We start from the raw sequence: 15,150 nt of genomic DNA on the forward strand, positions 1-15,150 counted from the left end.
TTGCAGATCGTCATCTTGCTAAATCCCCTGGGGCGTTTCAACATCAACCTGAGTACCCGGACAGGAATGCGTTCAGATTTTCACCCAGTTCATCGCAGAGATAGCCCCCCTCCTGCACGATGACGGTCGGAACGGCCAACTCATTCAGCTTCTCCGCAATTCTGGTGAAGCCCGGCGTTGATACCGCCAATCCGCCAAACGGATCACCTTCGAAAGCGTCGAGGCCCAGCGCGATCACGACAGCGCCCGGCGCAAAGGCCTGGACATGTTCAAGCCCGCTTTCCAGCCCTTTCATGAACCCGTCATCCCTGGTTCCGCGTGGTAGGGGAACATTGAGGTTATAACCAAATCCGGCGCCCTCTCCGCGTTCATGCGCGTGGCCCCAGAAGAACGGATAGAACCGCGCGGGATCCGCGTGGATGGAAAGCGTGAAGACGTCACTGCGTTCATAGAAAATGCCCTGCGTACCGTTTCCATGGTGCAGATCCACATCGATGATCGCCACGCGGTCATGCTGCTTTCGAAGGTACTGCGCTGCGATTGCGCTGTTGTTGAGATAACAGAACCCACCCGCCAGATCGCTGAAACAGTGATGCCCGGGTGGGCGGCACATCGCATAAGCGACATCGTCGCCTTCGCTCACGGCCTGCGCTGCAGAAACAGCGCAGTTCGCAGACCAGCGCGACGCTTCCCAAGTGTGCTCTCCGATAGGACATGACATATCCGCGATGTGGTATCCCGCTTGCGCCACGGCGGATAACGGATAGCTCGCCGTGCGGCGGTCGGGATGAATGTTCGGGAAAATCTCTGGCGCCGCATCCGGAATACGTTGCCAGCGCGGGTAAACCGTCGACAGAAACTTCAGATAGGCCGGAGCGTGGACCGCCGCAATCGGACCCAGGCCATGATCCTCGGGGGCCAGAATGTCATGCCCGCCTGTCGCGACCCCATCCAAAAACCGTTCCAGCCGTTTAGGTTTTTCCGGATTGGGCTGCATGAGGCCATTCACCAGAAATCCCGAAGGAAAGTGTTGGCGCTGTTTTTCCTGATCAACAAAGACTTTCATGCCATCCCCCTAAAACGCGACCTGATCCGCGCCTTTTAGCCCCAGTGTTTCGCGTACATCCGTGGGTGATGCGACATCGAACCCCAATTCTTCGACAATGCGTCGAATTTTCTGCACCTGCTGCGCATTGCTTGTGGCCAGTTCCCCTTTCGCGATCATCAGGTTGTCTTCCAGCCCGACGCGCACGTTCCCTCCCAGCACCACGCTCATTGTCCCCAAAGGCATCTGCTGGCGCCCGGCAGCGAGAACGGAAAACTGGTACTGATCACCCAGCAAACGGTCCGCGGTTGATTTCATGTGCATCAAGTTCTCGGGGCTGGCATCCATGCCGCCAAAGACACCCATGACAAACTGAAGGAAGACGGGTGCCTTGATCCGTTTTTTCCGAAGATAGTAGGCGACGGTCTGGATGTGACCAACGTCGTAGCACTCCAGCTCGAACCGTGTTCCGCACCCATCCCCCATCAGCGTGAAAAGACGCTCGATATCATGAAACGTGTTCTTGAAAACATTGTCGCGAGAGTTTTCCAGAAATGGCTCTTCCCAGTCGTGTTGCCAGTCCGAGAAACGTTCGCGCATCGGGAAAAGACCGAAATTCATTGACCCCATGTTGAGCGAACACATCTCAGGCGACAGTTGCGACGGAGCGGACAGGCGCTCTTCGATCGTCATCTGCGAACTACCACCTGTCGTGATGTTGATGACCGCATCTGTAGCCTGTTTGATGCGCGGCAAAAACTGCCGGAATACGTCGATATCCGCGCTTGGCTTCCCGGTTTCCGGGTCGCGCGCGTGAAGATGCAACACCGAGGCCCCTGCTTCGGCTGCCCCGATAGCCGCAGTCGCGATCTCATCCGGTGTCACCGGCAGATACGGGCTCATGCTAGGGGTGTGGATCGAACCTGTGACCGCACAGGTTATGATGATTTTTCTTGTCATATTCAGCTCTCCAGCCCGGCTTCCCGCGCAAATACGGAAAGGCTGTCATCCAGAATGTTCAGAATGTCGCCAACCTGATCTTCGGTTACGATCATCGGCGGGCAAATCAGGAAATGATCCCCTTCCAGCCCGCCCCTGGTCCGGCGGGAATAGGTGATCAGACCCCGGTCGTAGCAGATATCCACAAACCGGGAATACGCATCCAGTTGCTTGGGAAGCGGCGTCATGCTTGCGCGATCCGAAACCATTTCAAACGCCATCAGCAAACCTTTGCCCCGCACGTCGCCGATGAAGGAATAGCGCCCCATCAACTCGTGCAGGCCGGTCGTCAGAACACCACCCATCCGGGTCGCGTTCTCAAGCAGATTCAGCCGTTCGATTTCGCCCAGCACGGCCAGACCCGCCGCGCAGGCCAGCGGGTTGCCTGCATAGGTGTGACCATGTGCAAAACCGCCAGCGGCCAGGACGGCGTCCACCATCCGTTCGTCGGCAATCATCGCGCCGAGCGGCGCATAACCAGCGGCAAAGCCCTTGGAAACGGCGGCCAGGTCCGGACGAACATCCCAATGTTCGGACGCCATGAATTTGCCCGTCCGGCCAACGCCGGACATGACTTCGTCCATGATCAGAAGGATACCGAATTCGTCGCAGATTTCCCGGATGCGGCGATAATAGCTGTCCGGTGCAACCAACGCTCCGGTCGACGCGCCACCCACCGGTTCCATGATAAAGGCCAGCACGGTCTCAGGACCCTGAGCGATGATCTCATCCCTCAGCATCTCGGCGTATTTCAAACCGCGCGCGTCATCGGACAGGTTGTCATTGTCCAGATAGCAACGCGGTGCCGGGATCTTTGGCATGTCCTGAAACATTGGCCGAAACACATCTACCAAGGGCCCGTACCCGGTCAGTGCAAGCGCACCCAAGGTGCTTCCGTGGTAGGAAGGGAACCGCGAAATCACTTTCCAGCGGTCCTGCTGCCCGGTGGCGACCGCCCATTGGCGCGCAAACTTCACGCAGGATTCAACCGCTTCTGAGCCACCCGACACAAAGAAGACCCGGTTCAGACCGCCCGGCATGCGCGCGGCGATGGCCGACGCGAGGTCTTCGGCCGGGGCGTTTTCGAAATGGAGCCTGTAAGCGAACGTGGCACTGTCCATTTGCGCCTTCATCGCAGCCAGAACGTTCGGGTTCGAATGTCCGATGTTGCTGACCATCGCACCGGATGAGCCATCAATGTACCGTCGGCCTTCCGTATCCCAAAAATAGATCCCTTCGGCACGGTCGACCTGAGGCCGCCGGAGACGGGATTGATAGAACAAATTCGATTTCTGCACTGACAGGCCTCCGAGAATCCCTGAACGTATCAGGACGACAAGAAGATGTTGCGCGCAGATCTGTCATAGACCAAATAGATAATATGAATGGATATCATAGATCTGGTTAATGACATGAAGGAATCCAAGGCGGAAAGACTGGCGCGGGAACTGGACTGGAACCTGCTGCGCACCTTCATGTTTATCGTCCAGGAAGGCAGCCTGACCAGCGCAGCCAACCGACTGAGATTGCGCCAGCCGACGATAAGCCAGGCCTTGCAGCGGCTTGAAGCCCGCACCGGCACCAAGCTGATCGAGCGCAGTCCGTCAAGCTTTCGGGTCACGCCGGCCGGCGAAACCCTGTATCAGGAATGTGTTGAAGTGTTCGGAACCATCACGCGCGCCGTGCAGACAGCCCAAACCACACGGGATCATCTGACCGGTCAGGTCTCCATCGCCACAACCAGCCGAATTGAAAGCCCTTTCTACGACAGGGTTCTGTCTGATTTTCACGAACAGAATCCCAACGTGACATTTGAAATCAACGTCATGTCCAGCGCAAACGTCCAGCGCAGTGTTCTGGAGAAGAACGCGGCCGTGGGCTTTTGCCTGGCCCACGAAATTCACCCCAGACTGAATCACGAGATCATGTATAGATCTTTCTTCAGCTTCTTTTGCGGCCCGACGCATCCTCTTTTTGGGCAAGCGGATTTGAAGCTGAGCGACCTGAGAGAGTATCCGTCCGTTTCCTTTAAAACCGACCAGTTGTGGGATGCCCTAAGGCCGGTGGCCCTTTTGCGGGCGCAGCAGGCGCTGGACAAGAAGGTTATCGGATTCACGTCTAACCTGGACGAGGCCTTGCGGATGATCATTGCCGGGCTGGGGTTTGGCCCCCTGCCCGTCCACTTCGCCAGCCAATACGTGGCGCAAGGCAAACTCTGGCGCCTGCCGCCTTACACCAACGAACCGGTGATCGATTTTTTCATGGTTCACCACAGTAACGCGCGTTTGAACCCCGCAGAACTCGCCTTTCTTGAAATGTTGAAGGCCAGAATATCCAGTACTCCGCTAAGCAAACGCACATACTCGGACTGACATGCCGACACCGCGACACAGGGCATCGTCCGGTCCGGATGTTTTCAAATGATACAGTTGTCAGGAAATATTGCACGAACGTGAAAATCATCCTAGCATCGCGCTCAGGCTGTTGGGTTCGGGCCATGTCAATACACCCGGAAACATCAACGTGAGCAACCTCCTGTTCTGAGCACTTGTAGTATGAGCGATTATCAGCAAATCGGCGAACGCCTGAGGGACCTTTACCCCGACCTTCCCCGCGTTCTGAAAATCGTCGCGACCTACATGCTTGAGCATCCGGGCGACATCGCGACACTGTCCATGCGCCGTGTGGCAACAAATGCGGGCGTTTCCCTGCCGAATTTTTCCCGCATGGCAAAAATTCTGGGGTACGAGACCTATAGCGAGCTGCGTGACGTCTATCGCAAACAGGTGCAGCAGCACGACATCAAGGATTATCACCTGCGCGCCGTAACCATGAGCGACTCGGAAGACAGCCGCAGCAACATCAGGTTCTGGGAGCAGTTGCGCGACGCAGCGCTGACCAACGTATCTTCTCTGTTCGAAGCCAACGACCCGGAACACATCGCCGAGATCGCCCGCATGTTAAGCAAAAGCAGACATGTCTATCTGGTGGGAATGCAGGCTTCGCAAACCCACGCGTCTTACCTGCACTATCTGGCGGGAATGACCAGCGGCAAATTCCGCCTGCTTCAGGCCGCTGGCGGTGTTCTGGCCGACTCAATCACCGATATCTCGGAAAAGGACACCGTGATAACAATCAGCCTGCAACCTTGCGCCAACGCGGCCATTCAGGTGTCCGAATTTGCGCAGGAACGAAAGGCGAAGGTAATCGCGATCACCGACAGTCCCGCGTCGCCTATTGCGATCATGGCAGATCACACACTGCTGGCTCAGGATCAGGCCCCGTTTTTCTTTGGCTCCTTTGCCGGCGTAACGGTGCTGATCGAGGCACTGATCGGGTTCTTCACGATCGAGGAACGGGCCAGCGCAACAGACAGAATCAAACAGATTGAAGCGGATCGCATCAGGCTGGGCGAGTATTGGAAGGACAAGGAAGTCTGACAATGTCGAAGGAAGAAACACTGGCAATTCTGGCGTGTCAGATCCGCATTCCGCAAACGAACTCTGCGCAGGAACGCGACGATCATCTGGCGCAGTCCACGCAAAGAGTATCCGAGGAACTGGCCGCCAGGCCTGCGGACCTGGTGGTCTTGCCCGAATTGTCGAGCATAGATTATTCCCGCGCGGCGTTTTCGCGTCTGGACGATATTGCCGAACCCCTGGACGGTGCTTCATTCCGCGCGTGGCGTGATGTGGCGCTAAAGTTCGGCGTTTTCGTTTCCTACAGCTTCGCGCGCAGAGGGACAGACGGCAACTATATCTCGATTGCGGTTGTGGGACCGGACGGCAATCTTGTCGGGCATTATGACAAACTACATCTGGCCCAATACGGCGCCTCGATGGAGAAAGAGTATTTTGAGCGCGGCGCGCATCTGCTGACTTACGAAGTCCGTGGGTTCAGGATCGCCCCTATCATTTGCTACGACATCCGCATTCCCGAGCTATGCCGCACCCTGGTTGTCGACAGGGGTGTTGATCTGATAACCCATTGCGGCGCCTATTTCCGGGATGAATCCTTCCCCACCTGGCACGCCTTCGCGACCACCCGAGCGATGGAGAACCAAATTTTCCTGATGTCACTCAACCGCGCCGGTGAGCAGTATGGAAATTCGCTGTTCTGCTGGCCCTGGATGGACGAAAACAAGGGCCCCGTCGCGTTTCCACAGCATGAAGAAGCCTTGAAACACATCGTTTTGGAACGATCCGTTCTGAATCAGGCCCGCACCGATTATTCTTTCCTGAGGGACCGGCTGGAAGACTATGATCGTCTTCCGACCCTGACCTAACAAACCTCGCAATACGCAAACGATTGGCTCAGGACCGCTCGGGAAATTTCCGGAATGGTGGTGAACTGTACGCTTGTTCACATAATTTAACGAATGATAAAATTCGTTAGACTAGTTTTTCAAATTTAATATTCTGAGTAAAATTGGCTTTGAATCAGAATCACAGGAAAGCGAAATGACTGTCCCAGGCCACGCTTCAGTAATTGTTATCGGCGGCGGAATTATGGGGTGCTCGACCCTGTACCACCTGGCAAAAATGGGGGTCGGCGATGCGATCCTGCTGGAACGCAACAAGCTGACCAGCGGTACGACGTGGCACTCTGCTGCACAGGTTCGCGCACTTCGCCATTCGCAGAACTTGACCCGTATGATCCAGTATTCGGTCGATCTTTATTCCCGGCTTGAACAGGAAACGGGCCAGAATGTTGGCTGGATCCAGAAAGGCAGCCTGTCCATCGCCACCTCGGACGGGCGTATGACACATATCCGACGGCAAGAGGCGCTGGCCAGAGCCTATGGGGTCACTGCGCAATCCATCAGCGCAGGCGAGGCCAAGGAACGCTGGCCGCTGATGAATGCCGAAGATGTCATCGGCGCTGTCTGGTCGCCGGACGACGGCCGAGTCAGCCCTTCGGACGTGTGCGCCGCACTGATCAAGGCTGCGAAAGGTTTGGGCGCAAGGATTTTCGAGGATACCGGGGTCACTGGCATCCTGACTGAAAATGGCCGCATCAAGGGCGTTGAAACAACGGCCGGCACGATCACATGCGATGCCATTGCCTTGTGCACCGGGCTTTGGTCACGCCAAGTGGGCGCCATGGCCGGCGCCGCCGTGCCTGCGCTTGCCTGCGAACATTTCTACCTGCTGACCAAGCCAATCGAAGGAATTGTCGGAAATACTCCAACGCTCAGCGACCACGACAGCCATCTGTACATCCGCGACGATTCAGGCGGCTTGCTGGTGGGTTGTTTTGAACCCATGGGCAAACCGGTGAAACCCGGCATTCTGGATGAAAACTTTGAATTCAGCCTACTGCCCGAGGACTGGGACCATTTCGAGCCGATGATGATGAACGCGCTGCACCGGTTACCGGCGCTTGAGACGGCCGAGGTCAAAATGCTGCTCAACGGGCCCGAGAGCTTTACCCCGGACGGCATGTTCATGCTGGGCGAGACGGCGGAGACACGCGGGCTGTATCTGGGCTGTGGTCTGAACTCGGTCGGGATCGCTTCGGGTGGCGGCGCCGGGATGAACCTGGCCCATTGCATCGTTCATGGGCACACGGCGTATGATTTGGGCGAAGCGGATGCCAAACGTTTTGCGCCTGTGTTCAACTCGCTGGATCATTTGATGGCCCGGGCGCCGGAAATTCTGGGAACCCACTACGAAATCGCATATCCCGGCCGTCAGCTCACAACCGCGCGGAACCTGCGTGCCCTGCCACTGGAGGCGGAATACAAGGCTGCGGGCGCGCATTTTGGCCAGTTTTATGGCTGGGAGCGCCCGCTCTACTTCGGAAAAACCGCCGAGCCCGCAATGAGTTTCGGCAAACCCGACTGGTTCGAAAACGTGGCGAATGAAGTCAAAGCCGCGCACGAGCAAGCGGCTGTCTTCGATGCGTCATCCTTCGGCAAGATCGAGGTTGAAGGCCCGGATGCCGAGGCGTTCCTGCAACATACATGCGCGTCCAACATGGCCAAGCCGCCGGGCAGTGCCGTCTATGCTGCGGTACTGAATGAACGCGGCACCTATGAAAGCGATATTACCGCCCATCGGATTGCCGATAACCACTATCGCCTGTTCGTCGGCACCAATGCGACCAAACGGGACCTCGCCTGGTTCTGCCGCCACTCGGAAGGGTTTGATGTGACCCTGAACGACAGCACCGAGGACTACGCCGTTCTGGGCCTGATGGGTCCTGACGCCGCACGGATCATCACCGAGGCCGGTGCGCCCGAACTGACCAGACTGGGCTATTTCAAGGTCGGTCCCGCGCACATCGCCGGATGCCATGTTCGGGCCGTGCGCATGTCATATGTCGGGGAACCGGGCTGGGAAATCACCATGCGCGCCGAAAACGCCCCCGCAGTTTATGCAGTGCTGACGGCAGCGGGCGCAAAACCGGCGGGCCTGTACGCCCAGACCGCCATGCGGATCGAAAAAGGATTTGCCGCCATGGGTCATGAACTGGACAGCGACACGTCCCCTGTCGAGGCCGGGCTGGACAGTCTGGTGCCGAAGAAGAAGCCCTTTATCGGCTCCGAAGCGCTGGCGCGGCGGCGCGAAACGAGTTCACGCCATCTGGTCACGGTGATCATAGACGACGAGGCGGCGGTGCCACTGGGACATGAGCCCATCTACACCGGAGACAAGATTGTGGGTCATACGACGTCCGCCGCTTTTGGCTATCGTATCGGCAAGCCGGTTGCACTCGCCCATGTCAAACTGAAAGACGCTGATGGCGTCAGGGTCCAGCTTGACATAGCCGGCAGCCGGTTTGCGGCGAAACTTCAATATGCGTGTGCGTTTGATCCGGAAGGCGCACGGATGCGCAGCTAAGACGCCACCGCGCCGTGGTGAAAAAATCCGGCGCGGTGGAACCGAAACATGTAAAACGTCGCCAAGTTCCGAATTCACTGGTATCCGGGTATGCAAGCCGGTCGCAGAAAGGGTGACGTCCGAAAATGCCAGTCGAAATCATCGAAAACACATGGATACCACTACCGGAAGGGCGAAAACTTGCCGCAAGGATCTGGTTGCCGGAAACAGGGCCTTCCCCTGCGATTCTGGAGTACCTTCCATACCGAAAGCGTGATGGGACTGCGCCGCGGGATGAAACTACCCATCCTGTGTTTGCCAAGGCCGGGTATGCCTGCATCCGGGTGGACATCGCCGGAACCGGCGACAGTGACGGCCAGTTCGATGATGAATATTCCGAGCAGGAACTCAGCGATGGCGAAGCCGTTCTGAACTGGATCGCAGCACAGGACTGGTGCGACGGAAACGTCGGCATGATCGGAATTTCCTGGGGCGGGTTCAACGGATTGCAACTGGCTTTCCGCCGTCCTGCCGCGTTGAAAGCGGTCGTCAGTGTCGCCTCGACAGTCGATCGTTACGCCGACGACATTCACTTCATGGGCGGGTGCCTGCTCAGCGACAACGTCAACTGGGGGTGCCAGATGTTTGCCTACCTGACGCGCCCGGCTGATCCCGCTTTGCGACCTGATTGGCGCGAGGACTGGCTGAAACGGCTTGAAAACGTGCCATTTTCAGCCGCCGACTGGCTGCGCCATCCCACCCGAGATGGGTTTTGGAAACATGGCTCGGTCTGTGAAGACTGGTCAGCCATTCGGGCCCCCGTTTTGGCAATCACCGGCTGGGCGGACGCCTATGTCAACGCACCACCCACGCTGGCCGCCAATCTTGAAGTACCCGCAAAGGCTATAATCGGGCCCTGGGAACACCGCTATCCGCATATTGCCAAACTGGATGCCGGGGACTTCCACTCGGAAGTCATCAGGTGGTTCGATCGATGGCTGAAAGGGCAACAGAACGGGGCCGAGGATCTGCCCGCCTATCGGGCGTATATGCAGCAACATTTCAATCCGACCAAGGAAAACAAGCCAAGACAGGGGCACTGGATCGCCGAAAGCCAATGGCCCTCACCCAATGTTGGTACCCAGCACTGGCACCTGCGACCGGGTGGATTTGCGGACGCTCCTATCGCCGAAAAAGCGATGGTGGCCAGCCCCTCGCATATCGGACAGGCAAGCGGGTATTTCTGTCCTGGCATGCGGATAGATAACGAGTTGTCCGAGGATCAATCTCAGGATGATGCACTGTCACTTTGCTTCGACAGCACAGCAATGCAAAAACCACTGGACCTGTTGGGGCGCGCCCGGCTGAAACTGTCCTTCACCGCGGACAAGCCGGTGGCGCAACTGGTCGCGCGTTTGTGTGACGTTGCCCCCGACGGAACGTCGCAGCGGATTACCTACCGCGCGCTGAACCTGACGCATTGCAACAGCCATGAGACACCAGAAGTATTGGTGCCCGGAAAGGTCTATGAAGCGGAAATCGTATTGAACGAATGCGCCCACCGCCTGCTACCGGGACACATCCTTCGTCTGGCGCTGTCCACCTCATATTGGCCAATAGTCTGGCCTGCACCCAACGCTGCACAAGTGACGCTGCTGCTGGAACACTCAGCCCTGCTGTTGCCTGTGCGGGACGTACACGAGGAAATCGCACCATCAAATCCCGGGCCGGTTCAGGATTATCCGACACTTCAGGCCGGTCAACTGCGGCCACCTTCTGGACGTTCGGAGCGCTCGGTGGAAGACGACGGAACCGTGGTCCTTACGACATTTGACGATTACGGCAAGGCCACCGATCCTTATCATGGCATGACAGTTGGCAGCCATGTGGCCATGCGTTACGCGATCCACCCGGACGATCCGACAACGGCACAGTACAAAGCCAACTGGTCATTTACGTTCGCACGAGGCGATTGGCAGGTTGAGATACATACGGAAGGCCAAATGACCTGTGATGAGCAGAATTTTTACCTGGACAGAAAATTGCGCGCGACCGAAGGCTCCGAAAAATCCGAAGTCCTGACAAAGGAATGGCGCGAGACAATCCCGCGTGGACTTCTTTGAGATTACTGATCACAGAAGTGCAACCGCCTCGGAATCTCGCCAGCCCGTTCGTAGGTTCCGGTTCAAAGGCTCCGCTTTGAAGGATTGCGCTCTACGGCAATAGCAAAACGGATCTGATACACTTTGCTTGGCGAAAGTACCGGACACGTGACGCGCCACGTGTCCGGCATTCAAATTTCAGGTTTTCAGGATCAAGCCCTGACCTGTCGGCAGAGACAAGATGTGAAAATTCATCTCACGGCTCAGCTCATCCATCGCCTGTTTCTGCAGCTCGAACCCTTTCTGAGCATAGTCATCCAGAAGCACAATTCCACCGGGCACGATTCTGTCCCAAACGAACCGCAAGGCGTCTATTTCCGGTGCAGGGTTATTCAGGTCGATATGAACAAACGCCAGTTGTTCGCTCGTCAACTGATCCAGCGTGTCAGGAATAAAGCCAACCACAATCTTGGTGTTTTTGAATTCCGCAAAATTCGCGCGAACTTCATCGGCACTGATCGCATAGAAGCCATTAGACAACGCGGCGGTGTTGTATTCGGACAGGTGTTCTTTGCCTTCTTCCGCGCCTTCAATATGTTCGGGCTTCATCCCGGCAAATGAGTCAAAGAGGAAGATGGTTTTGTTCTGGTTGTTCCAATCCAGGTCAAGCATGGCACCGGATGCCAACATGCCGTAATTCACTCCGAACTCGGCAAAATCGCCCGGAAGCGCCATGGCGGTTCGCATGCACCACAGACCGACATGGAACCGCCAGTACCAGTGATGGTCGATGCCACGGGCGGCTTTCGAACCCCGTTCATACGCTTTTTTGAAGGCGGGATCCTGCATGAAATCAGAGCTGTGAATGGTGCTGAGCCCGTCAAAATCATACACACCCTTTAGTTCGGATGGACGACGTTTTTCCTGATAGCCATAGTTGACGAAATGGGTCCAGGGATCCTGACCGCTTGCGCCAATTTCCGGGTAGGCTTTCACGTAATACTCGGGGTCGAACCAATCAGGATGGGCTGGCGTTGCCGATGGTTTAAGTCCTTCCTGATAACCGTGCTTCAGGTAATGAGACCACGCGTCCATTCCCGTCTCACGGACGGCCGGATTAGTACTCAGGTAGAACTCGGGATCAAACCAGTCAGGATGGGCTGACGTCGCCGACGGCTTGAGCCCTTCCTGATAACCGTGCTTCAGGTAATGAGCCCATGCGTCCATTCCTGTCTCGCGGACGGCCGGATTGGTACTCAGGTAGAACTCAGGATCAAACCAGTCAGGATGGGTTGGCGCAGCTGACGGCTTAAGTCCTTCCTGATAACCGTGCTTCAAGTAATGAGACCATGGATCTATGCCTTTCTCGCGAATCTGAGGGTTGCTGTTCAGGTAGTATTCGGGGTCGAACCAGTCAGGATGCGTCAAGGTGCCGTTCACTTATCGTTTCTCGTATGAGTGGGTGGATATTTCAGATAGGATGTTATTCCTACAAACTTCTCCGGTTTTTTCCATAGGCGGAGTTCGGGACCATCTCCAAAACGGCATAACAACTGCTACTTTGTGATCCGGCCGCTTCGTTAAGCGATCTGTTCCGCCTTGTCGGCGAGAATGCTGGCCTTTCCGCCGTAAACTTCAAAGATTGTTGCCATGACAATCTGGTGATCAAAGACCCGCATCAGTTCAACGCCTTGAGTGTTTCATGCAGGTGCCAGCCCGGTATTTCCCAGTCGACAAACTCAAAGATGAGATAGTCAGGCTGAAACGCTTCGACTGCGTTTCTATCGTAGGCGCCGTGCGCATGATGCGACCACCGTACTTCACTGAAAACTGCGCCCAGGAAAGGTCGAAAGAACCCAAACGTGAAGCTGTCCCCGATAATCTGCAGTTTGGGTTTGCCCGAGCTACCGTCATCGAATTTGACAATGTACGAATTCATCGAAACATGGTCTTCGAAGTCCTCAACGCTTTGTTCTTCGACGGCCCGCAACATGGTCATGTCCAATTCGGGAATTGCCTCACTATCAGCGGCTTCGCTGAGCCCCATAAACTGGTCGAGAACACCGAAATACGTGCCTTCATTGTAGCCGATCAACAGAGCCTGCGGGGGTGGAAGATTTTCGGCCAGGCCCAGTCGGCTCATCGCGTCATAGAAGACGACATAGGCACCGAAACTGTTCCAGTGGGTATCCCGTTTGTAATAAAGAGGCGTTTCGTCAAGATCATATTCCTGATAAACGACATAGGGATCCGTCAGGGGTATGTTCTGGTCTGCCAAATTCTTGATGATGGCCCGTTGTTCAGATTTCTCGAACTCGTCTGTTTGCGCCCAGGACGGCATATACTTGTTGTAGACAGCGTGCTTGGTCGGAACCGGAATAGCCAGAAATTCGGCCCCAACCTTGTCTGCCAGGTCCTGCGCCTCGAGCACATAGTTTGTGATACTGGTGACGCGCCAAGGCAAGAATTCCAACCCGCTTGTTCGTTCAATGACCGACGGCGCGTTGTAGTACATCCAGCCTTCCCGCCCCACGATGACCTTCGCGTTGCCCTGGCGGTTCACTTTTTTATCCAAGGACTTCTTGGCCAAAATCATCTGATTGCGAAGGCCGATATTGTCGGAGACAAAGTCATCGACCCCTGCAAAAAAGTCGTCCAGTCCGGACAGTGAATCCGGGAACGCAGGAAACTCAGTTTGTGCGCGGTTTTCAAGATTGAGATCACTGCTGAAAAACCCGGCCAGGACGGGTATGAGCAGGCATATGAGCAGTATTTTGTCCATGTCAGAACCGGAAATACAGGAATGGGCTATACGTGCTGTTGGCCACGAACATCAAACATACCAACAGCAGGAAAGTGAACCACATATTAGAGAGCCAGCCAATTCTGTTGGGGCGTTTCCAGATGCGGTCGCGAACCGGCCGTGGAACCAAGCCGAAGAAAAGACCAATCGCGAAGATCGCCATGACTTCATTGCTGACCGTCAGAAAGAACTCGGGGGATATCACGCCATCCCCCGAGGCGCCGAACATGTGGCCAAGGTAGTCAACCGCGTCACCCAACGTCTCGGCCCGGAAGAACACCCACCCGATCAGCACGACCAACAACGTGTAGACTCGTGCAAAAACAATCTGACGGGGTTTGCCAAAGAACCGCTCAAGCGTCAGAAAACTACCGTGCCACAGGCCCCAGATGACAAAGTTCCACGCGGCACCATGCCAGATACCGGTCGCAAGAAAGACAATCAGCAGATTGATGACCGTACGGACCTGACCGTGACGGTTTCCGCCCAGTGGAATGTACAGATAGTCGCGAAACCAGCTGGACAATGACATATGCCAACGCCGCCAGAACTCGGTCATGGACTTGGACACATATGGGTCGCGGAAGTTGGTTGGAAATTTGAACCCGAAAAACAGACCCAGTCCGATCGCCATGTTCGAATATCCGGCAAAATCGAAGAAGATCTGAAGGGCATAGGCCACAGCGCCCAGCCACGCTTCCCCCATGTCCAACGCTGGCCCGAGTGAAAAAGCGTGGTCTGCAATTGGTGCGACCTTATCTGCGATGATGACCTTTGACGCCAGGCCCAGGACGAAGAGCTTGGCCCCAACCGAGCGCCTGCTGCCGGTATCAAGCCGCTTTCCCATCTGCGTCACAACGGACCCAAAGCGCACAATTGGGCCGGCAATCAGCTGCGGGAAAAGAATGATATACAGCGCAGTGCGCAACAACGTCGGGGACTGGTATTTTTCTTCGTCGCTATGTCGATACACGTCGACCAGTTGCGAGATTGCCTGGAACGTAAAGAACGATATGCCCAATGGAAGCGCAATTGTCAGTTCGGGCAGGAATCCGACCCCGACCGAGCGCAAGTTTTCGGCTACAAAGCCGTAGTATTTGAAGAACCCGAGCAGCGATAGCAGGGCCGCGATACACAGCGAAACTACCAGCCGCTTATGCTTTGTTCCCTTGATCTGATAGACCGTGCCAGCATGCGTGATCGCAATGGCCGTAAAGATGAGCGGAAGGTACTTCAGCTCTCCCCAGCTATAAAAGATCACGGAACCGCACAGCAGAAGGATATTCCGCGTGTGGGCCGTTCTGGTCAGATAGCATCCTGCCAATATCAGCGGTAGGAACGCATACAAAAAGGTCGGGCTGCTGAATAACATCCGTC

General features: G+C 56.0%; 11 protein-coding genes. 5 read left to right on the forward strand and 6 right to left on the reverse strand.

What is annotated here, in order from left to right; genetic code table 11:
* Positions 1–43 precede the first annotated feature (43 nt).
* From ACR3EQ_RS21955 to ACR3EQ_RS21965, 3 genes are read right to left on the reverse strand one after another with little or no spacing between them, the layout of a single operon-like run.
* A complete protein-coding gene (locus ACR3EQ_RS21955; protein ID WP_480492120.1) occupies positions 44–1,066 on the reverse strand; it encodes a histone deacetylase family protein in 1,023 nt (340 codons plus the stop codon).
* A gap of 9 nt (positions 1,067–1,075) precedes the next feature.
* Complete coding sequence (gene kce / locus ACR3EQ_RS21960; protein ID WP_170611447.1) at positions 1,076–2,005, reverse strand: 3,5-dioxohexanoate:acetyl-CoA acetone transferase; 930 nt, start codon at positions 2,003–2,005, stop codon at positions 1,076–1,078.
* A 2-nt stretch (positions 2,006–2,007) separates the two neighbouring features.
* Positions 2,008–3,348 (reverse strand): aminotransferase family protein, encoded by a 1,341-nt coding sequence (locus ACR3EQ_RS21965; protein ID WP_170611837.1) that lies wholly within the window; start codon positions 3,346–3,348, stop codon positions 2,008–2,010.
* Positions 3,349–3,429: 81 nt separating this feature from the next.
* Between ACR3EQ_RS21965 and ACR3EQ_RS21970 the strand changes: the two genes are divergently transcribed.
* The 5 genes from ACR3EQ_RS21970 (at position 3,430) to ACR3EQ_RS21990 (ending at position 10,991) form a co-directional block, all read left to right on the forward strand.
* The gene (locus tag ACR3EQ_RS21970) at positions 3,430–4,416 is read left to right on the forward strand and encodes a LysR family transcriptional regulator (protein WP_480441610.1); all 987 of its coding nucleotides are present in this window, start codon (positions 3,430–3,432) and stop codon (positions 4,414–4,416) included.
* A 183-nt stretch (positions 4,417–4,599) separates the two neighbouring features.
* On the forward strand, positions 4,600–5,484 hold the full coding sequence (locus tag ACR3EQ_RS21975; RefSeq protein WP_170611449.1) for a MurR/RpiR family transcriptional regulator: 885 nt from the start codon (positions 4,600–4,602) through the stop codon (positions 5,482–5,484).
* A 2-nt stretch (positions 5,485–5,486) separates the two neighbouring features.
* Positions 5,487–6,329 carry a carbon-nitrogen hydrolase family protein gene (locus tag ACR3EQ_RS21980; RefSeq protein ID WP_170611451.1) on the forward strand — a complete coding sequence of 281 codons (843 nt, stop codon included), beginning with the start codon at positions 5,487–5,489 and terminating at the stop codon, positions 6,327–6,329.
* A 175-nt stretch (positions 6,330–6,504) separates the two neighbouring features.
* The gene (locus ACR3EQ_RS21985) at positions 6,505–8,889 is read left to right on the forward strand and encodes a GcvT family protein (RefSeq protein ID WP_170611453.1); all 2,385 of its coding nucleotides are present in this window, start codon (positions 6,505–6,507) and stop codon (positions 8,887–8,889) included.
* Positions 8,890–9,014: 125 nt separating this feature from the next.
* Positions 9,015–10,991, forward strand: a complete 1,977-nt coding sequence (locus tag ACR3EQ_RS21990; protein ID WP_480492123.1) for a CocE/NonD family hydrolase — start codon at positions 9,015–9,017, stop codon at positions 10,989–10,991.
* Between the two features lie 177 nt (positions 10,992–11,168).
* Here the strand turns inward: ACR3EQ_RS21990 and ACR3EQ_RS21995 are convergent, their stop codons facing one another.
* The 3 genes from ACR3EQ_RS21995 to ACR3EQ_RS22005 form a co-directional block, all read right to left on the reverse strand.
* Positions 11,169–12,410: a TylF/MycF/NovP-related O-methyltransferase gene (locus ACR3EQ_RS21995; protein ID WP_170611457.1), complete on the reverse strand. Its 1,242-nt coding sequence runs from the start codon at positions 12,408–12,410 to the stop codon at positions 11,169–11,171.
* A 238-nt stretch (positions 12,411–12,648) separates the two neighbouring features.
* A complete protein-coding gene (locus ACR3EQ_RS22000) occupies positions 12,649–13,752 on the reverse strand; it encodes an alginate O-acetyltransferase AlgX-related protein (RefSeq protein ID WP_170611459.1) in 1,104 nt (367 codons plus the stop codon).
* 1 nt (position 13,753) lies between these two features.
* Positions 13,754–15,145 carry an MBOAT family protein gene (locus tag ACR3EQ_RS22005; RefSeq protein WP_170611461.1) on the reverse strand — a complete coding sequence of 464 codons (1,392 nt, stop codon included), beginning with the start codon at positions 15,143–15,145 and terminating at the stop codon, positions 13,754–13,756.
* Between the last annotated feature and the right edge of the window lie 5 nt (positions 15,146–15,150).

The organism is Ruegeria sp. AN11, from assembly GCF_056536005.1.

Excerpts from the sequence above, each read along its gene's own strand:
- ACR3EQ_RS21955 (WP_480492120.1), bottom strand. The coding sequence starts at position 1,066 with ATGAAAGTCTTTGTTGATCAGGAAAAACAGCGCCAACACTTTCCTTCG.
- kce (WP_170611447.1), bottom strand. The coding sequence starts at position 2,005 with ATGACAAGAAAAATCATCATAACCTGTGCGGTCACAGGTTCGATCCAC.
- ACR3EQ_RS21970 (WP_480441610.1), top strand. The coding sequence starts at position 3,430 with ATGGATATCATAGATCTGGTTAATGACATGAAGGAATCCAAGGCGGAA.
- ACR3EQ_RS21975 (WP_170611449.1), top strand. The coding sequence starts at position 4,600 with ATGAGCGATTATCAGCAAATCGGCGAACGCCTGAGGGACCTTTACCCC.
- ACR3EQ_RS21980 (WP_170611451.1), top strand. The coding sequence starts at position 5,487 with ATGTCGAAGGAAGAAACACTGGCAATTCTGGCGTGTCAGATCCGCATT.
- ACR3EQ_RS21985 (WP_170611453.1), top strand. The coding sequence starts at position 6,505 with ATGACTGTCCCAGGCCACGCTTCAGTAATTGTTATCGGCGGCGGAATT.
- ACR3EQ_RS21990 (WP_480492123.1), top strand. The coding sequence starts at position 9,015 with ATGCCAGTCGAAATCATCGAAAACACATGGATACCACTACCGGAAGGG.
- ACR3EQ_RS22000 (WP_170611459.1), bottom strand. The coding sequence starts at position 13,752 with ATGGACAAAATACTGCTCATATGCCTGCTCATACCCGTCCTGGCCGGG.
- ACR3EQ_RS22005 (WP_170611461.1), bottom strand. The coding sequence starts at position 15,145 with ATGTTATTCAGCAGCCCGACCTTTTTGTATGCGTTCCTACCGCTGATA.